Annotated in this window: 23 protein-coding genes; 18 read left to right on the top strand and 5 right to left on the bottom strand. The window is 61.8% G+C overall.

Features of this window, described 5'->3' with window-relative positions; translation table 11 throughout:
• Window positions 1-160: 160 nt before the first annotated feature.
• The 3 genes from CH306_RS17790 (at window position 161) to CH306_RS29525 (ending at window position 1,980) form a co-directional block, all read left to right on the top strand.
• Entirely contained in the window at window positions 161-499 is a 339-nt protein-coding gene (locus CH306_RS17790; protein ID WP_037183663.1) for a carboxymuconolactone decarboxylase family protein, read from the top strand.
• 456 nt (window positions 500-955) lie between these two features.
• Window positions 956-1,414, top strand: coding sequence for a lipocalin-like domain-containing protein (locus tag CH306_RS17795; protein WP_037183665.1), 459 nt, complete (start codon window positions 956-958; stop codon window positions 1,412-1,414).
• A gap of 206 nt (window positions 1,415-1,620) precedes the next feature.
• Window positions 1,621-1,980, top strand: coding sequence for a cyclophilin-like fold protein (locus tag CH306_RS29525; protein WP_037183667.1), 360 nt, complete (start codon window positions 1,621-1,623; stop codon window positions 1,978-1,980).
• 133 nt (window positions 1,981-2,113) lie between these two features.
• Here the strand turns inward: CH306_RS29525 and CH306_RS17805 are convergent, their stop codons facing one another.
• Complete coding sequence (locus tag CH306_RS17805; RefSeq protein WP_037183669.1) at window positions 2,114-2,989, bottom strand: helix-turn-helix transcriptional regulator; 876 nt, start codon at window positions 2,987-2,989, stop codon at window positions 2,114-2,116.
• Between the two features lie 278 nt (window positions 2,990-3,267).
• On the opposite strand from CH306_RS17805, the gene CH306_RS17810 reads away from it, so the two are divergent.
• Together CH306_RS17810 and CH306_RS17815 are read left to right on the top strand one after the other, a co-directional pair.
• Entirely contained in the window at window positions 3,268-3,864 is a 597-nt protein-coding gene (locus CH306_RS17810) for a DedA family protein (RefSeq protein ID WP_052060096.1), read from the top strand.
• 404 nt (window positions 3,865-4,268) lie between these two features.
• The gene (locus CH306_RS17815; protein WP_094622267.1) at window positions 4,269-5,657 is read left to right on the top strand and encodes an MFS transporter; all 1,389 of its coding nucleotides are present in this window, start codon (window positions 4,269-4,271) and stop codon (window positions 5,655-5,657) included.
• Window positions 5,658-5,663: 6 nt separating this feature from the next.
• Here CH306_RS17815 and CH306_RS29530 read toward each other — a convergent pair whose 3' ends face one another.
• Window positions 5,664-5,873, bottom strand: a complete 210-nt coding sequence (locus tag CH306_RS29530; protein ID WP_254924330.1) for a hypothetical protein — start codon at window positions 5,871-5,873, stop codon at window positions 5,664-5,666.
• Here CH306_RS29530 and CH306_RS17820 point away from each other — a divergent pair.
• Window positions 5,782-7,074 (top strand): MFS transporter, encoded by a 1,293-nt coding sequence (locus CH306_RS17820; protein WP_244165160.1) that lies wholly within the window; start codon window positions 5,782-5,784, stop codon window positions 7,072-7,074. The two genes, CH306_RS29530 and CH306_RS17820, sit on opposite strands and share 92 nt — an antisense overlap.
• A 10-nt stretch (window positions 7,075-7,084) precedes the next feature.
• On the opposite strand, the gene CH306_RS17825 is transcribed toward CH306_RS17820, so the two are convergent.
• On the bottom strand, window positions 7,085-8,506 hold the full coding sequence (locus CH306_RS17825) for an aldehyde dehydrogenase family protein (RefSeq protein ID WP_094631332.1): 1,422 nt from the start codon (window positions 8,504-8,506) through the stop codon (window positions 7,085-7,087).
• A 215-nt stretch (window positions 8,507-8,721) separates the two neighbouring features.
• Between CH306_RS17825 and CH306_RS17830 the strand changes: the two genes are divergently transcribed.
• Both CH306_RS17830 and CH306_RS17835 read left to right on the top strand, forming a co-directional pair.
• Window positions 8,722-9,465, top strand: coding sequence for an SDR family oxidoreductase (locus CH306_RS17830; protein ID WP_094622264.1), 744 nt, complete (start codon window positions 8,722-8,724; stop codon window positions 9,463-9,465).
• 56 nt (window positions 9,466-9,521) lie between these two features.
• Entirely contained in the window at window positions 9,522-9,944 is a 423-nt protein-coding gene (locus tag CH306_RS17835; protein ID WP_037183679.1) for a universal stress protein, read from the top strand.
• Between the two features lie 116 nt (window positions 9,945-10,060).
• Here CH306_RS17835 and CH306_RS17840 read toward each other — a convergent pair whose 3' ends face one another.
• On the bottom strand, window positions 10,061-11,251 hold the full coding sequence (locus CH306_RS17840; protein ID WP_094631331.1) for an acyl-CoA dehydrogenase family protein: 1,191 nt from the start codon (window positions 11,249-11,251) through the stop codon (window positions 10,061-10,063).
• 62 nt (window positions 11,252-11,313) lie between these two features.
• Here CH306_RS17840 and CH306_RS17845 point away from each other — a divergent pair, with 62 nt between their 5' ends.
• From CH306_RS17845 to pntB, 10 genes are all read left to right on the top strand, one after another.
• Window positions 11,314-12,057, top strand: coding sequence for an SDR family NAD(P)-dependent oxidoreductase (locus tag CH306_RS17845; RefSeq protein WP_094631330.1), 744 nt, complete (start codon window positions 11,314-11,316; stop codon window positions 12,055-12,057).
• Window positions 12,058-12,075: 18 nt separating this feature from the next.
• Complete coding sequence (locus tag CH306_RS17850) at window positions 12,076-13,287, top strand: acetyl-CoA C-acetyltransferase (protein ID WP_037185268.1); 1,212 nt, start codon at window positions 12,076-12,078, stop codon at window positions 13,285-13,287.
• 25 nt (window positions 13,288-13,312) lie between these two features.
• Window positions 13,313-14,131: an aspartate/glutamate racemase family protein gene (locus tag CH306_RS17855; RefSeq protein WP_244165056.1), complete on the top strand. Its 819-nt coding sequence runs from the start codon at window positions 13,313-13,315 to the stop codon at window positions 14,129-14,131.
• Between the two features lie 5 nt (window positions 14,132-14,136).
• Window positions 14,137-14,478, top strand: coding sequence for a carboxymuconolactone decarboxylase family protein (locus CH306_RS17860; RefSeq protein WP_037185272.1), 342 nt, complete (start codon window positions 14,137-14,139; stop codon window positions 14,476-14,478).
• A gap of 98 nt (window positions 14,479-14,576) precedes the next feature.
• Entirely contained in the window at window positions 14,577-15,344 is a 768-nt protein-coding gene (locus CH306_RS17865; RefSeq protein ID WP_037183685.1) for an SDR family NAD(P)-dependent oxidoreductase, read from the top strand.
• A gap of 63 nt (window positions 15,345-15,407) precedes the next feature.
• Window positions 15,408-16,181: an SDR family oxidoreductase gene (locus tag CH306_RS17870; RefSeq protein ID WP_037183687.1), complete on the top strand. Its 774-nt coding sequence runs from the start codon at window positions 15,408-15,410 to the stop codon at window positions 16,179-16,181.
• A 2-nt stretch (window positions 16,182-16,183) separates the two neighbouring features.
• Window positions 16,184-17,794, top strand: coding sequence for a class I adenylate-forming enzyme family protein (locus tag CH306_RS17875; RefSeq protein WP_244165057.1), 1,611 nt, complete (start codon window positions 16,184-16,186; stop codon window positions 17,792-17,794).
• Window position 17,795: 1 nt separating this feature from the next.
• Entirely contained in the window at window positions 17,796-18,593 is a 798-nt protein-coding gene (locus tag CH306_RS17880) for an enoyl-CoA hydratase/isomerase family protein (protein ID WP_094631329.1), read from the top strand.
• An 8-nt stretch (window positions 18,594-18,601) separates the two neighbouring features.
• Window positions 18,602-20,143, top strand: a complete 1,542-nt coding sequence (locus CH306_RS17885) for a Re/Si-specific NAD(P)(+) transhydrogenase subunit alpha (RefSeq protein WP_094622262.1) — start codon at window positions 18,602-18,604, stop codon at window positions 20,141-20,143.
• Between the two features lie 6 nt (window positions 20,144-20,149).
• A complete protein-coding gene (pntB, locus tag CH306_RS17890) occupies window positions 20,150-21,541 on the top strand; it encodes a Re/Si-specific NAD(P)(+) transhydrogenase subunit beta (protein WP_176458691.1) in 1,392 nt (463 codons plus the stop codon).
• Window positions 21,542-21,589: 48 nt separating this feature from the next.
• On the opposite strand, the gene CH306_RS17895 is transcribed toward pntB, so the two are convergent.
• Window positions 21,590-23,056: a 3-hydroxyacyl-CoA dehydrogenase NAD-binding domain-containing protein gene (locus CH306_RS17895; protein ID WP_037183696.1), complete on the bottom strand. Its 1,467-nt coding sequence runs from the start codon at window positions 23,054-23,056 to the stop codon at window positions 21,590-21,592.
• Between the last annotated feature and the right edge of the window lie 55 nt (window positions 23,057-23,111).

Raw genomic sequence — 23,111 nt, forward strand, 5'->3', positions numbered from 1 at the left:
AGCAGGGGACCAGCGCTTTGGCCACAATCCTCGAGAGCTCCGGGTCTCATATCTTCAGGTTCGAGCAGTGAATGATGCCCTGTCGGTGCGCTCTTCGGCAGGGCCTTCCCTCCTCGGGCCTTACACGCCATGCTGGTGATATCGACCAGGAAGGATTGCCGTGACCGACCAACCAAAGCAAGTAGGAGGTGGGCGGGCGAGCTTCGGGGAGTTCGCCCCTAAGCTCGCCGAGCTCACCGACGACGTGCTCTTTGCCGATGTCTGGAACAGGACCGAACTTGCTGCCCGCGACCGAAGCCTGCTGACAGTAGCGGTGCTGACGGCCGGGGGCGACACCGAGCAGCTCGGGTTCCACCTCGGGCGCGCTGTTGAGAACGGCCTAACGCAGAACGAGCTGATCGAGGCGATCACGCACGTCATGATGTACGCGGGTTGGCCCAAGGGGATGGCTGCGATGGGCGTCGCTAAAGAATTGTTCGACGGGGATGCTGCCCAATAAGTTGGGCTGCAGGTGAGCTCAATCGAATCGATCGAGATTGCAGGATCGTGAAAATCGAGTCCGCTGTATTGTCGCGACGGTTCGTTTCGCCCCGGGAGCCAGCACGGCATGCACTTACACATGAACGGTCAAAACTTACGCGTCATGCAAAGAATAGGACTGCCCCGTTGCCGCGTCGGGGGTGTTCGTGAAACACATCTCCGTGGTTCAGAAGGGCGAGGATCCTGCCAGCCAGCAGTGTTTTGACGCCGATCCGATGCGTTCAGATGTCGATCGCCTGCCCGGACCGGCCCCATGGGCGGTCGCTGAATGTCCATGTTCGGTGTTGCAACGCGGCTGATCGGTACGACGGCGACAGAGGATGCGAGATAGGTGCCCTGGCAGGGACTCCCATTGTCCGATTTGTGCACCTACCGTGTGGAGAGACGATTTGTCTCACACTCAAAGGTAGGAACGATGAAGAAGCAAATACTTACGGGAGCAATCACATTGGGGTTGCTGGGTTCGATCGCTGCGTGCTCGCAAGGCTCGGACGAGGAGGGTAGCGACTCGCTGGTCGGCGAGTGGCGCATGACGTCACTCGAGGTCGGGACCGAGGGCGACCTGCAGCCGGTGCCTTACTCGGGCCAGATCACCTTCACCAGTGACACAGTGTCCGTCCAGGCCATGAACCCAGACACCGAGGCACCTGACACGGCTTTGACGGTGCAGGGATACGAGGCGTTCTACGGCGACCTGACCACCGATGCGGATGCCGGAACATTCACCATCACAGTCGAATCGGCGTTGGCACGCGATTTGATCGGGCAGACCCTCGATCGAAACTACGAGGTCGATGGCGACACGTTGGTCCTGACGCCGAGTGATCCGGCAGACGGATTTCGTGTGACCTACGAACGTCACTCCAGCTCGTGAGCGGGATGGGCACGACAGCCAGGGTCCGATCGAGAATGCGCGGGGCGTCGTCTGCGGTTGGACTGCTGTGCGTCCTTGCACTTGTGTCCTGCTCCGGGGGAACCGATTCCCCCGACGTCGCACCATCGGAATCTTTTGCCACGCCACGGACCGCGGATACCGCGACGACCAGCGGGGAGAATGTCACGACGGAGAATGGAGAATCCATGCGAGTCGAAATTCAGGTAGGCGGCACAACGGTCGGTGGAACGCTGAACGACAGCGCGGCAAGTCGTGAACTGCTGGCACAACTTCCACTGACGCTTACCCTGTCCGATCACGGCTCGGTGGAGAAGACCGGACCGCTACCTGCCGAATTGACAACCGACGGTTCACCTTCGGGAGCGGACCCCAACCCGGGTGACATCGGGTACTACTCTCCGGGAAACGATTTCGTCCTGTACTACGGGGACCAAAGCTACTTCCCCGGAATCGTTATCTTGGGGAGCATGGACGAGATCGGACCCGACGTCGTCGGGGCGATCGAAGGCAGCGTGACGGGTACAGTTGCTCGATCGGACCGATGAACAGCGGACAATAGGAGCGGTTCGTGCACCCGCCTTCCAGCCGGCGGGCGGGTGTTCGACGCGTAGCAGGTTCGGCGGTCGTGTCGTTGTCACTGAGCAGGTGACGGACCGGCAGCGGTCGAAATTCGCAGTGTTAGAACTGACTGTTGCTCGGGCTGTGTTCGGCGGCCCAAGACCCGAGTAGGTGCAGTCGCTCGGCACTCGGAGAACCTGGTTCGGCTGTGTAAACCATCAGGATGGAACCGGGATCGGCGGTGATGACCAATTCCTCGTAGGCGAGGTGGACCTCACCGACGATCGGGTGATTGAAGCGCTTCTTGCCAGCGCCATGCGACCGAACGTTGTGCGCCCCCCACAGCGTTCGGAAAGTTTCGTCTCGCGTCGAGAGTTCTCCCACCAAGTCTTGCAGGCCCTTATCGTGTGGATCGCGTCCGGCTTCTGCTCGCATGATGGACACGCACATCTGAGCGAATGCATCCCAATCGGGATAAAACTCGCGGGATATCGGGTCAAGAAATTGAAACCGCGCAAGGTTTGGAATTCGCCCACCGTCACCGATGATCGGCGCGTAGAACGCTTTGCCCAGGTTGTTCGTAGCGAGGAGATCCTGTCGCTGATTTCGTACGAAAGCGACGCCGTCGGTAATCGAATCCAGTGCCCACTGGAGGCTTATCCGAGGAGCAGCGGCGCGCCCGGCCTTTCGGCGCGGGCGTCCGGAGGTGGGGACCCCATCAGCAGCCCGCGCGAGGTCGAGTAGGTGTGCGTGCTCGGTATCATCGAGGCGCAGAGCGCGCGATAGCGCATCGAGTACGGATGACGACGCACCGCCGATCGCGCCGCGCTCGATGCGGGCATAGTATTCGACGGACAGACCGGCGAGAGCAGCTACCTCACTACGTCGCAAACCGGCTACGCGCCTGTTCCCGCCGCCTGTGATGCCCGCATCCTCCGGCGAGACCTTCGCTCGGCGGGTCATCAGAAACTCGCGTACCTCCGCTTTGTTGTCCATGTGTCGAGCGTAGAGCCATTCACGGCAATGAAGGATGCCCTATCCGTACACCTTTCGCGGAGGCACTGTCGCGACGTCGCATATTCCGACTTCGCGTGCGAAGCTTGACTCGTCACGAATCCGACCGGGTCAGGTCGCACAATGTGGATCGATCGATCATCTGAACTCTCCGTCCTTGCTGAGCGCCACTGCGGCTACGTCGACAACCGGCACCACCGCAACGGAGCCTGGTTGCGGTATTCAGCAATCTCGTCAAGAAGCTTGGAAAGGTTGGAGCGGTGCCCGATGTCGGACTTGTTCTCATCTGTCTGGCCGGAATCTGTGCGCCGTATCTGCTTGGTGCAGCCGGGATAGTCCTGCTGGCGGAGTCTGCGCTGCTCGTGGGGCTCGTTCTTCCGGGAACCAGCACCGTGCTCATCGTCGGGTCGGTTGTAGGGCTCGGTCGCGTAGACCCGATCGTTGCGGCAGTGGTGATGGTGTTGGCGTCGTCCGGGGGTGCACAAACTGCCTTCTTGTTGCGCCGCCGTCGTGGCGGCGAGAATGCGACACCGCTTCCCTCGAAGAGAGGTTCTTCAGCGAAATTTGTCAGGCGGGCACAGAGCGGTTTCGCTCGCCATGCCACCGTCGCCTCCATCGCCAGTCATCTGTTCGGCGGCACCAGAACCCTCGGTCCGCGACTAGCGGCTGCCTCCCCCATGTCGTTCCGCTCTTTCGCGCTGTGCAATTTTGCCGCCGCGGCGCTGTGGGTAACTATTCTGCTGGTGTTGGGCAGCACCGTCGGTGCCAATCCGAACATTGCCCCGTATCTCATCGCTGCCGGTGTCGGCCTAATGTCCATCACATACGGCATGGGACTCGTGCGCCGCCGGGCATGAACACCCTCTGCGTTGCCGATAGAGTCGGCACCGACCTTCGATGTAGCTGCATCCCCGTAAATGGATTCTTACGACTGCGATTTCAGCAGTCCAGTGGACGGTAGCCCCGTTGCCGATTGTCGAATCGCTGCCGCGTCGAAATGCCGTCTGTGGCCGACCTGTTTCATCCCACCTGCTCGCTCGGTATCTGATCAGACGTTGGGTGACCGCGGTCCTGCCTGCACCCCGTCGAGTCATATTCATTGTCAAACGTATGACAATTACTTTAGCACCTTATTGACATACAGATTGGTTTAGTACAGCATGTACTTGAATGTGTCGTCCGTTACATCATGCGAACTGGTCTGTGCCGTCAAAGAGGCCTGAGCGGGCAGAGGTTCTCGTCGCAGAACAAAGGAGAGCGAATGATCGCGTCGCACGAAGACAGTGACCGTCGAAAGAAGCTTGGCGGAGCGATAGGCGAAATCGGAACGCAGTTCGACTACTCGGTGTACGCGCTGATGGCGCCGACCATCGCGATTCACTTCTTCCCGGCAGGAAACCCAGCCGCCGCGATTCTGGGAACCTTTGCGGTGTATGCACTTTCATTCGTTGCGAGGCCGTTCGGCGGTGCACTCTTCGGGTATGTCGGCGACAAGTTCGGCCGCCTGGCCGTCTTGTCTTGGACCGTCGTGCTGATGGGTGTCGGAACGATGCTCATCGGAATGATCCCAACCTACGAGTCGATCGGCATCGCGGCGACACTCATCCTCATTTTCTGCCGCCTGCTGCAGGGCCTGTCGATCGGCGGTGAGACGACAGGAGTCGAGAGCTATATCGTGGAGTCGGCACCCGCGACGAAGCGAGCATCGTGGATGGGAGCAGTGAAGTCCTTCTCGTACTGGCCCGTCGCAGCGGTGGCGGCGATCATCTTTGGGCTTCGCTCGGCCTTGGGTGAAGAGGCGTTCGAGGCGTGGGGATGGAGGATCCCCTTCATCCTTGGTGGAGTCGTGGCCGTTGTCGGCTACGTGCTGCGGAGGACGTTGGAGGATCCCGACGAATTCCTCGAAGCAGCAGCGGAGTACGAGAAGATGACCCCCCGTGACGAATCGGGGAACGCGGTGGCCGGCGCACTGCGTGGGACCTTCAGCACACGTAAGTCCATGCTGCTCGTGATAATGCTGCAGCCCCCGTACGCGATCGGTGCCTACCTGCTCAGCGGCTACATGTACACATTCGTCGTCAGCCAGGGCGGTATCGCTGCAACGAGTGCCCTGCTGTCGAACATGGCTGCCATCATGGTGCTCGCGGCACTGCTTCCTGTGATGGGCATTCTGTGTGATCGGCTCGGCCGCAAGCCGATGTATTACGCCGGGGCAATCTGGCTCCTGGTCGCCGCATATCCCGCGTTTGCGCTTGCGGGGTCGGGAACGGTGGCCGGAGCCTTCGTCGGACAGGCGCTTCTCTCGATTGGCTTGTCCGTGTACGGAGCCGCGATGTTCACCGGAATGGTCGAGATCTTTCCGACCGCACTCCGGTGCCGGGGACACGGAATTTCGTACAACCTTTCCGTAGCCCTGTTCGGTGGCACAACGCCGTTGATCGCAGCAACGTTGATCAGCGTCACCGGAAATCCGGTATCGCCTGCCTTCTATGCAATGGCGCTCATCGGTCTGATCGGATTGGTGGGGGTGTGGCTCGTACCGGAAACCAAGAACACCGACCTGCGGACTTCTGTCTACGGACTGCCCCGTTCGGACTCGGAACCTGTCGTCGAAGCGTCCGACTCGACGAAGGTCGCAAATCGATCGTGAGTCACTTCATTCGATGAATCTGACAGAGAGAGCCGTCGGAGCGAAGGTCCCGGCGAAAGTCAGCGTCTCCGCTTCGGCGGCAAGTGTCTTGCAGCCGTTGAACTCTTCGATGATCGCGGTGGCAATGGTTGCCATCGTCACGCATTTCGGATCGACCACAGGCGCATCGTGGTTGATTTCCGGAATGTACATAGCCACAGCGGTTTCCGCGCCCATCGGCGGAAAGCTCGGTTCGATCTTCGGGGCGCGCAGGATCTATCTCGTGGGGCTCGGGATCGTCGGAGTGGCAACGATCGTGGGCTCTTTCGCGCCCAATATCAACTGGCTCGTTGCCGCGTACGTGTTGCTCGGAACGGGCATGGCTACACATTTTCCGAACGCGATGACGATCATTCGCAACTATGCAGACCGTCACCGAAGTGACCCGAAATCGGCATTGCTGACGCTCGTACTGTGCAGTCAGTCCGTTGCTGCCCTCGGTCCCACTCTGGGGGGACTTCTGGTCGGGACTTTCGGATGGCAATCGATTCTGTGGATCAACCTTCCGGTAATCGCAGCCAGCGCGATCGCAGTACTTCGATACGTCGATCGGGGTTCGGCTTCAGCGCTGGGAAAGTCCCGACGCTCGGTGCTTCGAACGTTGGACCTCCTCGGTGTCGGGCTCTTCGTCGTCCTGACCGCTGGTGTCATGATGTTTCTGCTCTCCCTGGCCGAAACGCCTTCGTGGCTTCTGCTCGTGGTCCCCGCCCTAGCGCTGATCGCCTTCGTAGCGAGAGAATGGCACACCGACGAACCGTTCATCGATGTCAGGGCGCTGGTTCGGAATCGTTCACTCAGCGCGACTCTGGTCCGAACGCTCTTGACCTACGTGGCGTTCTATTCGGTGTTTTTCTCGGTCCCGCAGTGGCTGCAGTATCAGCGCGGAATGACGGCGACCGAAACAGGCCTCACTATGTTACCCGTTGCCATCGTGGCAATGGGGTCGACATACGTTGCCTCGAAGGTATTGGCACGCTGCGGAATTCGATTCACCCTCACCGTAGGGTCGCTTGCCCTGTCGATCGGTGGACTGCTATTGGCCACCGTGGAGCGTTCCACGGCCCCCATCGTCGTCGTGCTTCTAGTTGCAGCAGTCCTCGGCGTGCCCAGCGGGTTCAACAACCTGAGCAACCAGAGCATGGTCAACTCTGCGACCTCGGTGGACGAAGTCGGTACAGCTATGGGGATGTATCGCACGGTGCAGTTTCTGGGAGCGAATCTAGCCGCAGCAGTACTTCAGTTCACCGCCGGTCCGGACGTGGGTGACGACGGGATCCGTGACACCGGCTGGGTGGTCATCGCAATCTCGATCGCGCTGCTGTCCGGTGTTATGGTCACTCGAAGCCTCACCCGCGGAAAACGCGTTTCCCGCGGGTGAGAAGCTGGAGTCAGGCGAACCCGTAGATCGACTTGACCTCGAGGTACTCCTCGAGTCCGAACTCGCCCATTGATCGGCCGATGCCGGACTGCTTGTAGCCACCCATGGGCGTGAGCGAGTTGGTGTTGGCACCGTTGAACGACACCCGGCCAGCCTTGATGCCGCACGCGAACTCGTAACCACGATCACGATTCTCACTAAAGACGTAACCGCCGAGACCGAAGATCGAGTCGTTCGCGATATCGAGTGCCTCCTGCTCGGTGCGGTAGGGCATGACGACGAGCACGGGGCCGAAGATCTCTTCCTTGGCGAGTGTCATCTTGCGATCAACGTCGGCGAGAACGGTTGGCTTGCAGAAGAATCCGCGATCGAAACCGTCCGCCCTGCCCAAACCTCCGGTGACGAGCGTCCCGCCCTCGTTGATGCCCACTTCGATATGGTTTTGGACGCTGTCGTACTGATGGGAGTGCACGAGCGGACCGTGAGTTGTCGCCGGGTCTCGGGGATCGCCGAGGCGCATCCGTCCGATCTCGTCTTCGATGAAAGGCAGAATGTCTTTCACTTGGGACTCGTGCACCAAGAGCCTGCTGGGGGCGTGGCACGACTGCCCGGTATTCGAGAACCCGCGCTGTACGTTCCAACGAGCGGCCTTTTCAAGATCACCGTCGGTGAGAACAATATTTGCGGACTTCCCGCCGAGTTCGAGACATACGCGCTTGACTGTGAGGGCCGCCGATTCGCCGACCTTTACTCCCGCGCCCGTAGAGCCGGTGAACGACACCATGTCGACGTCGGGGTGTCGCGAGAGGGCGTCGCCCACCACGCTTCCTCGCCCGATGACCAGGTTGAAGACGCCTGGAGGTGTTCCGGCTTCGTGCATGATCTCGGCGAGCGCGACGCCCGAGGCAGGCGAGGCGTCCGAAGGCTTGAGCACCATCGTGCAGCCGGCGGCAATTCCGTAGATCACCTTGATGACCGAAGTCTGAATGGGCCAGTTCCAGGGCGAGATGAGGGCGCAGACGCCGATGGCCTCGCGCCGGACAAGCGTATCGGCCAGCTCGCGCTGAAACTTGTAGTCGCGAATGAGGTCACGAGCGACCTTCATGTGACCGGCGGGGCCGCTCACCTGTGCTTTGAAGGAGACTGGAACGCCGACCTCCTGCGCAATGAGCTGAGCAAGTTGGGCTTCACGGCTTTCGTACACCGCGATGATGCGATCGATCAACTCGATCCGCTGGCCGACGGTCGTTTTGGAGTAGCTGGAGAATGCAGTTTTCGCCTCCGCTACAGCATGATCGACATCTGCGGTCCCACCCCCGGATGCCACCGTGGCCCAGGGCTCTTCGGATGTCGGATCGACCAGGGTCCGTGTTCCTTGGCCGCTGGGCGTGACCCATCGACCACCGATGTAGTGCTGTCCGAAATGCTCCACTTCAAGCCTCCGTGCGTTGAAAAAGTCAAACTGAATGTGAAATGTCAGACCGAAGCATACTCTGTATCGAAGACGCCAAGAAGTGTCTGAACGTTTTAATCACTTGACTAAAAATCAACTGTCTGACATTATGCATTTAACATGCCCTACCATCGAGCCACTCCACTCCACTCCACTGCACGGCTCCGGGCGCTCGACGACGTGAGGATTATTTCGTGGGTTCATTGACAGGTAAGAACGTCTTGATCACTGGCGCTCTCGGCACCATCGGCCAGGCACTGGTTGGCCGGTACGTAGAGGAAGGTGCCACTGTCATCGCGTTGGATCGACCTGACGCGCCCGACGCTCAGCAGACCCTGGACGGTATCGGCGATGGGATTCGATTCTTCGGGTGCGACCTGGGCGATCTGGAGGGTATCGAGACGTCGGTCAAAGCTCTGGCCGACGAGATCGGTGGGGTCGATGTCTTGGTCAACAATGCCGCGCTGGTGATCTTCAAGCCTCATGCCGAATTCACCATCAAGGAATACGAGGATCAGGTGAGGGTGAACTCCTCGGCCGTTTTCGTATTGTCGCGCGTGTGTTCGGAGCACATGAAGGAAAAGAACTACGGAAAGATAGTCAACATCACCTCGCTCACCCTCACCGGCCGCTGGACAGGTTATGTGCCCTACATTGCGTCCAAGGGAGCAATGTACGGACTGATCAAGGGTATGGCCCGTGAGCTTGGTGATTACCTGATCAATGTGAATGGAATCTCGCCCGGTGCGGTCCTCTCCGACGCGGAATACCGCGACCGTGGAGACAAGCAGCCGGAGTACGACGCGTGGGTGCTCGAGAACCAGAGTATGAAGAAGCGCATCGCAGCGGTCGACATAGCAAACCTTGCCGTCTTCCTGTCCACGCCGCAATCGGACATGATCACTGGCCAAGACATCGCTGTCGACGGCGGGATGTGATTCGATGCAATGCCTTCCGCCAATAGTCGTCGTCTGATCAGGACAAGGAGTTCTCTGTGTCAAGCATCATCGTTGTCGGAGTGGACGGCGGGGAGGCCTCGATGCGTGCTGCCCGCCGAGCGGCCGAGATCGCTCGGAGGCTGGGATCGAGTCTGCACGTTGTGAACGCCGTCGACCGTGGCACCGTCAAGGAGTATCCCGGCCGTCCGGGGTCTACTGCCGTGACCTCGGGTGAGTTTGCGGACGCCATCGTCGGTGACGCTGCGGACGAGCTTCGGACCACGGTCGAGCAGGTGACGACTTCGGTGGTGTACGGCCGCGCCGCGGTCGCTCTGTCAGAGGAGGCTGCTCGGCTCGATGCAGAGCTCATCGTCGTGGGAAACAAGCGGGCACAGGGACTTTCGCGTGTGCTCGGAAGTGTTGCCAGTGCCGTCGCTGCTCATGCGCCCTGCGACGTGTACATCGCGAAGACCGTCTGATCGCACAATCGCACATACAGGCCTGGACGTGACCCCCGTGAGGGTCACGTCCAGGCCTGTATGAGCGACAGGTGGTGCGGCGGAACGAGGGTGTGCTCGTCCCGCCGCACCACATTTCAGAGCTTGTACTCGGCGAGCATCGCTCGACCGACGATGATCTTCTGGATATCCGTCGTACCCTCGCCGATCAGCATGAAAGCTGCTTCGCGGTAAAGCCGTTCGATCTCGTATTCCTTCGAGTACCCGTAGCCACCGTGAATGCGGAACGAGGCCTGAACGACCTCGTTGCAGTATTCGCTGGCCACCATCTTCGCCATTCCCGCTTCGACGTCCATCCGCTCTCCGGCATCTTTCAGCCGAGCCGCGCGCACCACCATCGAGTGTGCGGTCTCGACCTTGGTGGCCATTTCGGCGATGCGGAACAAGATCGCCTGGTGTTGGGCGATCGGCTTGCCGAAGGTCTCGCGCTGCTGGGCATACTTGACGCCCAGTTCGAAGGCTCGATTGGCGATTCCCACTGCGCGCGCGCCGACATTGACACGTCCCACTTCGACGCCGTCCATCATCTGATAGAACCCCTTACCGGTTTCGCCGCCCAGCACCTGGGTTTCGTCCACCCGATGATGATCGAGGATCATCTCGGTGGTGTCGATGCCCTTGTAGCCCATCTTGTCGATTTTGCCGGGGATGGTCACGCCCTGTGCGGTCTCGCCGAATCCGGGTTCCTTCTCCACCAGGAATGTCGTCATGTTCCTATAGACCGAGTCGGAGCCGTCTTCCGTCTTGCACAGCACGGCGACGAGATTCGAGGAGCCACCGTTGGTCAACCACATCTTCTGCCCGGTGATCTCGTATCCTTCGGCCGTCCGCTTGGCCTTGGTGGAGATGGCCGCCACGTCCGAACCGAGCCCGGGCTCGGACATCGAGAACGCGCCGCGAACCTCGCCGGTCGCCATCCGCGGCAGGTAGCGCAGCTTCTGTTCCTCGGTGCCGTGCTGAGTCAGCATGTACGCCACGATGAAGTGGGTGTTGATGACACCCGAGACACTCATCCAGCCACGGGCGATTTCTTCTACCACCAGCGCATAGGTCAGCAGTGACTCGCCGAGACCGCCGTACTCCTCCGGGATCATGAGTCCGAAAATTCCCAGATCCTTGAGTCCCTCGACGATTTCCGTCGGATACTCGTCTGCATGTTCCAACTCGGTTGCGACGGGAATGATCTTCTTCTCGACGAAGCGTCGAACGACATCGAGTATCTCGTCCTGCTCGGCAGTCAGTCCCGTTGTGCGCGCGAGTCGGCTCATGATCGGTATCTCCTCTGTAAATGCATTTGACTAAGGTACTAGATGTCAGACATATTACATGCATGTCTAATTCGGTGGTAGTGGTTACTGGTGCTGGGCGAGGGCTCGGTGAGGCGATAGCGCTCGAGGTTGCGCGTCAAGGCTCCCCGGTTGTCCTCGCCGGAAGATCGATCGAGCCGCTCGAAGAAGTGAAGTCCAGGATCGAAACGCAGGGCGGACGCGCGCTGGTGCGCGCAACGGATGTGACCGATTCCGACTCAGTGGCGGCATTGTTCGAGGACGCGGAGAATGCTTTCGGCCGGATTGACGTGCTGGTGAACAATGCGGGTATCGCCAGCCGTGTCAACCTTGTCGATCTCGGCGAGGCCGAATGGGACCGCATCTTCGACACCAACGTCCGCGGGATGTTCCTGTGCAGTCGTGAGGCCGGACGGCGATTCGCTCTTGCCGGGTCCGGGCGCGCGGTGAACGTTGCTTCGGTGTTCGGCTTGCTTGGCCGGCCTGGATATTCCGCGTACTGCGCGTCCAAAGGTGCCGTCATCAACTTCACTCGGTCCGTCGCTGCGGAATGGGCGCGGTTCGGGGCGCAGATGAATGCCGTTGCGCCTGGCTACTTCGCAACCGATATCAATGCCGAACTCCGCGCCGACGACGCAGCCATGGCCAAGGTCATGCGCCGCATTCCGGCCTACCGCATGGGCACGCCGGACGAACTCGCCAACGTCGTGGCGTACCTGGCGCTTACGGCACCGGATTTTTTGACCGGGCAGACCATCGCGGTCGACGGCGGAGAAGCGAGCGTCTGAACAGTGAAAGGAACAAGCATGACCGATGCAGTGATCTGCGAGCCGATCCGTACGCCGGTGGGCCGCTACGGAGGCATCTTCAAGGACGTCCCGGTGACGTCCCTCGCATCGACGGTGATGAAAGGTCTGGTCGATCGCACTGGTCTGACTGCCGAGGATATCGACGATGTCATCTTCGGCCAGGGCTACCCGAACGGCGAGGCAGCCGCCATCGGCAGGATTGCAGCACTCGACGCCGGTCTCGATGTGTCAGTGCCAGGTCTACAGATAGACCGGCGCTGCGGGTCCGGTCTCCAGGCTGTGCTGTACGCATGCATGCAGGTCGCTACCGGGGGGTCTGATCTGGTGCTGGCCGGCGGTGCCGAGAGTATGAGTCAAGCGGAGTACTACATGCCGAATGCCCGATGGAACTCAGGCGGTCTGCCCGATCTCTGTGATCGACTCGCGAGCCCGCGTAGCAATTCTGGAGGGCGGCGGTACCCAGTTCGGGGCGGAATGATCGAGACCGCCGAGAACGTTGCAGCGAGGTACTCTGTCACGCGCGAACAGCAGGATGAGTGGGCGTTGCGGTCGCAGCAGCGCGCTGCTGCGGCCATCGACGCCGGGCTGTTCGAGGACGAGATGATCCCTGTAGTCGTTCCGGGTCGAAAAGGTGAGCCACTCATCGTCTCTCAAGACGAGCATCCGCGCCCGGACACCACAATCGAGTCACTCTCGCGGCTGAAACCGATAATGGGAGCGACCCTGCCCGGCGCGTCGGTCACGGCCGGCAACTCCAGCGGTCAGAACGACGCGGCCGCAATAGCGATCGTGACGACGCCAGGGAAGGCCGAGCAGCTCGGGTTGCGTCCGTTGGCGCGGCTCGTGAGCTGGTCCCTGGCCGGCGTCGAGCCCAAGCTGATGGGTATCGGCCCTGTTCCGGCGGCACGGCGGGCCCTCGAACGGGCGTCGTTGTCCTGGAAAGACATCGATCTAATCGAATTGAACGAGGCTTTTGCTGCTCAAGTGATCGGTTGCTTCCGCGGATGGGAGTTGAGCAACGCCGATTTGGACCGCGTCAATGTCAACGGCTCCGGCATCTCGCTCGGCCACCCAATCGGAGCGACGGGAGGTCGTATTCTCGCGAACCTGTTGCGGGAGATGGATCGACGAGAGTCGCGATACGGGATGGAGACCATGTGCATGGGCGGCGGTCAAGGACTGGCTGCAATATTCGAGCGGGTGGCGTGAGGTGACACGAGTCCTGTATCTGAGCATGTCTCGGGAGAGATACTCACCTAACTACTTTCCGTATCTGCGGACCTATATCGACGGGGTGAAGTCACCGGAGGTCGAGTTCGAACTCCGAGGCACGCGGGTCGGCCGCATCGACAGCTTCCGGTTCTTCGAAGTACTCGACTGGGTGTCGATCCTCGACTCCGTCGTGGGTGCGGAACAGGACGGCTTCGACGCGGTGGCGATCGGCAACATCCTCGATCCGGCGCTTCGCGAGGCACGGTCGATGGTCGATATCCCGGTGCTGGGCCTCGGGGAGACCTCGATGTTGACGGCCTGCATGATGGGCAGTCAGTTCTCGCTCGTAGGAGTCAATCCCTACTTCGGCGGTCGCTTCGAGGAGAACGTCGCCAGATACGGATTGCGCGACCGGCTCGCGAGCATCGAATGCATGGGCCTGACTCCGCACGAACTCGATGCGTGCTTTTCGGACCACAGTGGTCGCCAGAAAGCGATCGACTCCTTTGTCGCGGCGGCGCGAGCGTCCCTCGACAAAGGGGCAGAGGTGGTCATCCCCGCGGGTGGTCGCCTGACCGCGTTCCTCAATGCAGTGGGGATCCGCGACGTCGACGGTGCACCGCTCCTCGACGGAACCGTCTCGCTTGTGACCGCAGTCGAGTCGGCTGTCCGAATACACCGGCAGGCAGGCACTTTCGTCAGTCGCCGCAGGCTGTACGCGCGGGCACCCCAAGCGTCGATCCAGGAATCTGCCGCCGAATACGCCGATGGCTACAACGTGCCTGCCCTGAAGCGATCGATCGACCGTTCCGACCCCGCCACACAACGAACAGAGGAGTGAATTCGATGGACGTGCGTTACCCGTTGAGCAAGCAGGATGTGTTCGTCTCCAATCTGGACCGTCTTCGCGAAACCGCGCCGGACGTAGCCGATGCCTTCCGTGGGCTGCGCGTGGCCGCCGACTCGTACGGCACTCTCGAACCGAAACAGCGGGAGTTCAGTCTGCTGGTGGGCTTTGCTGTCACGCGGAACGAGGGAGGTTTCCGCGTGCATTGCACGCGCGCGAAGGATGCAGGCGCGACGCTGGAGGAGATAGAACAGATCGTCATCCTCCAACTCGGCACGAGCCTCGGCCTAGTACCCGTCGTAGAGGCCTTGTCGTGGGCGCACGACGAACTCGCTGATTAACAGCAACTGTATTGTCAGACAATACGCACCATGATATTTTTACGCGTGACCACGACCACGACCGACCAGCGTATTCGAGTTCTACAGGAGAATCGTCGATGACAGAACGTAATGGCACCCGCACCGCGCTGGTGATGGGAGCGGGATCCGGAATCGGACGCGCGAGCGCCATCGAATTGGCGGGCGCGGGAGTTCGCGTCGTCGCGGCGGATCTCAATGCGCAGTCGGTGACAGCACTCGCCGCCGAAGTGGACGGGATCATCGATCTGGGACAGTCGTGGAACGCGACCGACCCGGAGGCCTGCGACGCGCTGGTCGCGGCCGCCGTGGAGGCCGTCGGGCATCTGGACACTGTCGTCTCCACCGTGGGGTGGACGGCGATCACGAAGTTCCTCGACGAGTCTCCGGACTACTGGCGTCGCATCATCGACGTGAACTTGATGTCGGCGATCTACCTGTCGGCGGCCGCGGGTCGCGTGATGAAGGACAGCGGCGGAAGCATCGTGCTGACCTCGTCCGAAGCAGGCACGGTCGGCACCTCCGGCGAAGCCGTCTACTCGGCCGCCAAAGCCGGCATCATTGCGTTGGTCAAGTCGCTCGCTCGTGAGTGGGCCCGCTTCGGTATCCGTGTCAACGCAGTGGCACCGGGTATCACCGCCACCCCCCTGCTCGAGGAGCAAGGTCTGGTATCCGGTGACGGCGCGGACGGTGGGGTGCTGGGCAGCATTCTGAGGGGCGTGCCGATGCGTCGAGCGGGTGAGCCGTCCGAAATCGCAGCTGCGATCGCATATCTCGCGGGCGACGGTGCCAGCTACGTCACCGGGCAGACCCTGTGCGTCGGCGGAGGATTGACGATGGGCTCATGACGCGCCGCCCTGCCATTCCGATCATGAGTTTCTCCAATCCCACACCGAGAGGTCGTTCACCCCATGCGTGACAAAACGGTCCTGATCACCGGCGGTTCCCGCGGAATGGGGCAGCAACTCGCGTTGCGTCTCGCCGGTGAAGGCGCAAACATCGTCGTCAACTACCGCCGCGACACCGAGGCCGCGAGCCAGACCGTCGAGGCCATCGAAGCGGCAGGAGGAAAGGCACTCGCTGTGCAGGCGGACGTGTCCGACACTGCCGCCGTCGAGGCCATGATCGGACACGCGGTCGACCGCTTCGGCTCCCTCGACGTCGTCGTGGCCAACGCCGCAGCCAGCGCGTTCAAGCCGCTGATGGACATTCATGGACGTCACATCGAGAAGACCATGGGCATCACGGTGCAGGGCTTCCTCGACCTGGTTCGACTGACTCTGCCACACATGAACCGTGGCGGTCGCGTCATGGCTGTCAGCGGTTGGGACAGCTTCCGCGTCCTCCCGGGACACGGCCTCCTCGGCGCGGCCAAGGCTGCGATGGAGACGATCGTGAAGTACCTTGCGATCGAGTTGGCTGCCAACGGGGTGAGCACGATCGGAGTCTGCCCAGGACCGATCGACACCGACTCCTTCCGCTACTACGCCGGCGACGCGTGGGACGATTACGCGACGCAGTGGCTCGCGCAGACCCCGTCGGGTGCGTACCCGACACCGGCCGAGGTCGCCGAGGTCATGGCGTTCCTGTGCTCTCCCCAGAGCGCTGTAATCAACGGCCAGACCATCGTGGTCGACGGCGGGCTGTCACTGGCGACCATGCCAATCGGCTTCGGTCAAGGTTAATGATGAGTGCGCAGTCACCGGCGGTCGCCCAGACCGTCGTCCAGTTGATGAGTCAGATCCAACGTCGCCCCGGGCACGAGGTGGCTGCGGAAGACATTGTCGGACAGCATCGGTTGACCATCGCCGAACTAGTACTCTCGTCGAACCGCTTGGCCAACGCCTTTATAGGCCTCGGCCTGACGCCGGGCAGTCGCGTCGCATACGTAGCGCAGAACCACGTCGAGTACGTGGTGCTCGAATTCGCTTTGCTCAAAGCAGGACTCGTCAAAGTTCCCCTCAATCATCGGTTCGCTCCGAACGAGCTCCGTCGGTGCATCGAACTGGCGGACGTTCGACTTGTCGTCGCCGACGAGGCATCCTCTGCCGTACTCGACGAGGTTCTCCACGACGCCGACATCCTGCGAGTGCACATCGGGCCACGGGACGGATGGCTGAACTTCGCCGAGATCATCGCAGGCGGCGCACCGACATCCGTACAGGCCGCGACCGGTCCCGACGACCTTTATCACATTCGCTTCAGCTCCGGCTCCACCGGAAAACCGAAGGGGATAGCCATCTCTCATCGCGGTGCTCGTGCGGCGATCCTCGGGAACACCTGGGTGATGAGCAGCAGTGGACCCGTCGACAGGCCGCGAACGCTGCAAGTTGCGCCGCTGGTGTACGCCGGTGGCTGGAGTATTCTTCCCACCTTGCTGTGCGGCGGAACCAACGTGTTCATGGATCGCTTCGATGCCGAGCAGATGCTGGAGGTGATCGTCCGACGCGGTATCACGTGGATGTTCGCGGTACCGACGATGCTACGGCGAATGAGCACGCTTACGGGACTGTCCGCGCTCCGAGAATCCTCGCTCAGTTGCCTCATGCTGGCCGGTGAACCGGCGGCTCTGCCCGCGCTCGAGGTGGTGGGGCAACACACGAACGCATTGATTCAGTGCTGGGGCCAGACCGAAGCGCCCGCATCGACGACGCTGCTGTCGCGAACCGACATGAAGCACCGCGAACTCTGGGCGTCGATCGGACGCCCGGTCCCCGGTGTCGAGTTCTCTGTCTACGCCGACGGCGTTGTCCTGGACAGTCCGGAACCGGGTGTCGACGGCGAGCTCGTCATCCGCACGCCGAGTGTCGCGAGCACTCTTCTCGGTGCCGAGGCCGAGCACGCCGAACGGTCGCTACCCGACGGCTGGTGGCGCACCTCGGATCTCGGCCACTTCGATGACGCGGGGCGCATCTACATCGTGGGTCGAGCGAGCGAAACGATCATCACGGGCGGTACGAATATTCAACCTGTGGAGATCGAGCGGGCATTCGAGGAGCACGCTGCTGTCCGCGAGGCCGTCGTAGTCGGTGTTCCCGACGCGAAATGGGGGGAGACTCCAGCTGCGTATGTTCACCTTTCGGAGCCCTGGGAGTCGATCGGCCTCGAACTGGATCAGTGGCTCAAGACCAACCTCGCCGGGTTCAAGCGGCCCGGACATATCTTCGTGTCACCAGATCCCATTCCACGCGCATCGGGAGAGTCGAAGATTGCCCGCGGCGACATCAAGAAGACCGTGCAGTCCTGGGTCGCCGACCCCAGCTGCGTCCCTGCCAACGTGACCAGAGTGGAGAAGTGACGTGACCGATATCGTCGTATCAGTGGCGGACGGAGTCGGAACGGTGCGGCTGAACCGACCGGACAGGGGAAACTCGGTGACTCCGGATGTCGTGCAACGCATGGGCGAAGCAGTAACCGAACTCGCGGAGACCGACTCGGTTTCCGCTGTGGTGCTCACCGGTACCGGCAAGGTGTTCTGCGCAGGTGCCGATGTTCGTGAGATGTACGGCGTCTATACCGGCGATGGGCCCGATGCACTGATGGACTACCTCGCCGATATCTGGATGCCTGCGGTGCAGGTGACGGTGCGCATGCTGTGGGGCGCTCCCGTTCCGGTCGTCGCCGCCTACAACGGTGCTGCTACCGCAGGCGGACTCGATTTCGGCCTCGCGTGCGATGTTCGGATCGCGTCCTCGCGGGCACGGTTCGCCGAGAGCTACGTCAATCTCGGCATGGTTCCGGTCGCCGGCGGCGCGTACCTTCTGCCCTCGCTCATCGGCTCGGCGGCCGCTTTACGACTGCTCGCGACGGGCGAGTTCATCTCCGCCGAAAGCGCTCTCGCTCTTGGCATGGTGGGCGAGGTCCGCGAGCCCGACGAGTTGATGGACCGGGCGCAGGAGTTGGCCCATGATATGACGCACGGCCCATCGGCCACGTACGCGAGCGTCAAGAAGATCACTCGTGCGATATCTACTGTGGAATTGGACGCAGCACTCCGGGCAAGCCTGGCCGCGAACATCGAGTTGATCGCCCGGCCCGACGTCCGGACTGGAATTCTTGCCGTGATGGAGCGTTACAGCGCTGGTTCGAGCAGTTGAGCGAACCCATGCGCCTCGGGGTGGTTGCCGAGTCGACGCCGGGTGAAACCCGTGTTGCAGCAACCCCTGCCAGCGTTCGCAAGCTTCTCGGCCTCGGCTACGAGGTCCTCGTCGAGCAGGGTGCGGGGGAGAGGGCGAGCTTTAGCGACAGTGCGTACCGCGAGGCGGGCGCGACCGTGGCCTCAGGTGATGTCGTGTGGGCTGCCGAGGTCGTCCTGAAGGTCGATGCACCGACACCGGTGGAGATCGACCGATTGTCGGACGACGCGACGACAGTGAGTCTGATCGGTCCGGCGTCGAACGCGGAACTCGTTGCAGCATTGGCACAACGGAATCTGACAGTTCTCGCGATGGATGCGGTGCCTCGTATTTCGCGCGCGCAGTCCATGGACGTTCTGTCGTCGATGGCGAACATCGCCGGCTATCGCTCGGTGATCGAAGCGGCTCACGAGTTCGGTCGGTCCTTCACCGGTCAGGTGACCGCCGCAGGCAAGGTCCCACCTGCGAGGGTGCTGGTTGCCGGAGCCGGGGTGGCGGGGCTGGCGGCAGTGGGCACGGCTTCGAGCCTCGGGGCCATTGTTCGGGCCACCGATCCGCGACCCGAGGTTGCCGAACAGGTCCGTTCCATCGGTGGAGAGTTTCTCGAAGTAGATGTGGCGCAGGCGGTGTCGACCGACGGTTACGCCAAGGCCACCAGCGAGGACTACAGCCGACGCGCGGCGGAAATCTACTCCGAGCAGGCGGCCGATGTGGACATCATCATCACCACCGCGCTGATTCCTGGGCGGTCGGCACCTCGTCTGATCACCGAGGCTGATGTCGCCTCGATGAAGTCGGGAAGTGTCGTGCTCGATATGGCTGCCGGACAGGGCGGAAATGTTGCCGGGTCCGTTGCCGGGGAGCGCGTCGTCACAGACAACGGTGTGGTCATCCTCGGCTATACCGATCTGGCGCGCCGACTTCCCACCCAGGCCTCGCAGCTATTCGGCACCAATGTGGTGAACCTTCTGACGCTGCTGACACCGGCGAAAGACGGCCGATTGGTCATAGACTTCGACGATGTTGTTCAGCGCGGTGTCACCGTGGTGCGCGACGGCCACACGACATGGCCGCCGCCGCCGACGGCAGTGTCCGCAGCGCCGCTCGCCGCACCCGCCGAAGTGGTCGCTCCGCAGGCACAATTGCCCCGGCCGATCTGGCATCGATGGGTCTGGCTTGCGGGCGGAGTGCTTGCTTTTTTCCTGATTCTAGGATTTGCGCCCGCTCCACTCCCGCAACACTTGACGGTGCTGGTGCTGTCGGTCATCGTGGGGTACTACGTGATCGGCAACGTTGCTCATGCGTTGCACACGCCGCTGATGGCGGTGACCAACGCGATCAGCGGCATCATCGTCGTCGGTGCGATAGTCCAACTCGGTGTTGGCGGTGATTCCACCAATGCCGGCGTGATCCGTGTGTTGGCTTTCGTCGCTACACTTCTGGCCGCAATCAACGTGTTCGGAGGGTTCGCGGTCACTCGGCGCATGCTTCGGATGTTCAGTAAAGGCTGAGGCATCATGACCGTGTTGTCCGCGACGAGCGCCGCGTACCTCGTCGCCGCTGTGTTGTTCATTTTTTCTCTCGCAGGGCTGTCGAAGCACGAAACCTCGAAGAACGGCATCGCCTACGGCATCGTGGGAATGGCGATCGCCGTCGGCTCTACCATCGTGGTGATCGTCGACGGCTCGGGCGGCGTGGCAATCGGATTGCTCGTCGTGGCGCTGCTGATCGGCGCGGCCATCGGGCGGTGGCGTGCCCGGGTGGTCGAGATGACGGGGATGCCGGAACTGATTGCTCTACTGCATTCTTTCGTTGGGCTCGCAGCGGTACTGGTGGGCTGGAACGGCTATCTCGCGCACGAAACCTTCGAGTCCGGGGCGGTGGAGGGTATTCACCACGCAGAGGTGTTCATCGGAGTGTTCATCGGGGCGGTGACGTTCACCGGTTCGATCGTTGCGAACCTGAAGCTGTCCGGCCAGATGTCTTCGTCCCCGTTGATGCTTCCCGGCAAGAATGCTCTCAATATCGGGGCGTTGGTGGCTTTCTTCGCGCTCACCGTCTGGTTCGTCGCGGTGCCGTCGCTGTGGCTGCTCGTTGCGGTCACCGTTCTGGCGTTCACCCTCGGCTGGCATCTGGTGGCGTCAATCGGCGGTGGCGACATGCCGGTGGTCGTGTCGATGTTGAACTCGTATTCCGGTTGGGCTGCAGCGGCTTCGGGCTTCCTGCTGAACAACGACCTGCTGATCGTGACGGGAGCCCTTGTCGGATCCTCGGGCGCGTACCTGTCCTACATCATGTGCACAGCGATGAACCGCTCGTTCGTCTCCGTCATCGCCGGTGGATTCGGTTCCACCGCTTCGGTCTCGGACGATACCGACTACGGCGAGCACCGTGAGGTCGACGCAGAGACTGCGGCGGACCTTCTGCAGAACGCGTCCTCGGTGGTCATCACTCCGGGTTACGGAATGGCTGTCGCGCAGGCGCAGTATCCCGTCGCAGAGTTGGCCAAGGCTTTGCGTGAGCGGGGAGTTGACGTGAAGTTCGCCATCCACCCGGTTGCAGGTCGATTGCCCGGCCACATGAATGTGCTACTCGCCGAAGCGAAGGTGCCCTACGACATCGTCTTGGAGATGGACGAGATCAATGACGAGTTGCATCGTGTCGACGTGGTGCTGGTGATCGGCGCAAATGACACAGTCAACCCGGCCGCGGCCGAGGACCCATCGTCACCGATCGCGGGTATGCCGGTGCTGCGCGTATGGGAAGCCAAGGATGTAATTGTGTTCAAACGTTCCATGGCAACCGGGTATGCGGGTGTGCAGAACCCGCTGTTCTTCCGAGACAACAGCCGAATGTTGTTCGGCGACGCCAAGGCTCGGGTAGAGGACATCGTCCGCTACATGGCATGAAGAATCCCGTACGTTCGCGCATCGGCGTGAACGTACGGGATTTTCGCGTCAGTCCCGCAGTAGGCGATTGGCCCGGTAGCGGGTGTCGTGGTAGCTGAACCACAGCGCGTCGAGCAGTTCCAACACAGCTGCACGTGACCAATCGCGAGTCCACTCGAACGGGCCTGCCGGGTAGTTCGTGCCCAGTTTCATCGCGATGTCGATGTCAGCGGGGGAGGCCACGCCGTGCATCGTTGCCTCCCAGGCTTCGTTGGCGATGACGGCAAGGGTCCGAGCGAGCACAAGGCCGGGCACGTCGGACACGGGGTGGGCGGTGATGCCTGCCCGGTGCAGCATGGCCGCCACCGCCGAAAGCGACTCCACATGCGACGATGCGACCGCGATCGCAGTGGCCTCGGCAACGCTGATGCAGCGGTCGAGAACGACGACGGGTGTGCCGCCTCGTGCTGCCGATTCCGACCTCGCGGTGCGGCCGCGGGTGATGACGACGACTGTTCCGTCGAGAACGAGTTCCGCCTGTGCGTCCGGTGCCTGCTCGTCGCGGGTGACTGCGATGCTGGATCGCTCCAACACCGCGTCCAGCTCGGCGCTGTCACCGCGTCGAACGGCATGCGGTGCAAGCGCGCCGAGCTGGACCTGCGCTGGAGCTTCGGCGGGGGTGTGCTCTGTGGCGTAGGAGTAGAAGCCATGCCCGCTCTTGCGTCCGTAGCGTCCCGCGGCGACTAGCTCGTCCTGGATTCGCGACGGCTCGAACCTGGGATCGAAGTTGAAAGCCGACCAGACCGTTCTGGTCACTGCTGCATTGACGTCGTTGCCGATGAGATCCATCAGCTCGAACGGCCCCATCCTGAACTGCCCGGAGCCGCGGATGACCGCGTCGAGGGTGGCGGGTGAGGCGACGCACTCCTGGAGTAGTCGGAGGGGTTCACCGTAGAAGCCACGAGCGACCCGGTTGACGATGAAGCCCGGTGCGTTCGTCACTCGAGCGACCGTCTTGCCCCATGCGACCGCGAGCGTGTCGATCTCTTCTGCGACCTGCGGGTCGGTCTGCAGCCCCGTGACGACTTCGACGAGCTTCATCACTGGAACCGGGTTGAAGAAATGCATTCCGACGACCCGGGTGGGGAGTGGGCAGCGTGCGGCGATCGCGGAGACGGACAGCGAAGAGGTGTTGGTGGCGAGAATGCACTGCGGGCCGAAGTGGTCCGCGGCTGCTGTGAAGACAGCAGACTTGACATCGAGCGACTCGAGAACCGCCTCGATGACCACGGTGTTCGGATGACGCGGGGAGAGTGGGATCGACGTGCAGGTGGTCAACGCGGACTCGAGGTCGGCCGCCAATGCGGGGTGCCGTTTGGTCAGGCGGGCTTCGATGTCGGCTGCCGCGGCGACCAGCTGATGTTCCTGTGGATCGACGATAGTGACCGAATGGCCCGCAGCGAGCGCGGTCTGCGCGATTCCACGCCCCATTGTGCCTGCGCCCACGACGCAGATCGGAGTGGATGCTGTGGTCATGTTCTCTCCTGGAAGTCGATGGTAAGGCTGCGAGACGGACGAAACTTGTTGCTTC

This window comes from Rhodococcus sp. 15-725-2-2b (genome assembly GCF_002259075.1).
Classification (GTDB): Bacteria; Actinomycetota; Actinomycetes; order Mycobacteriales; family Mycobacteriaceae; genus Rhodococcoides.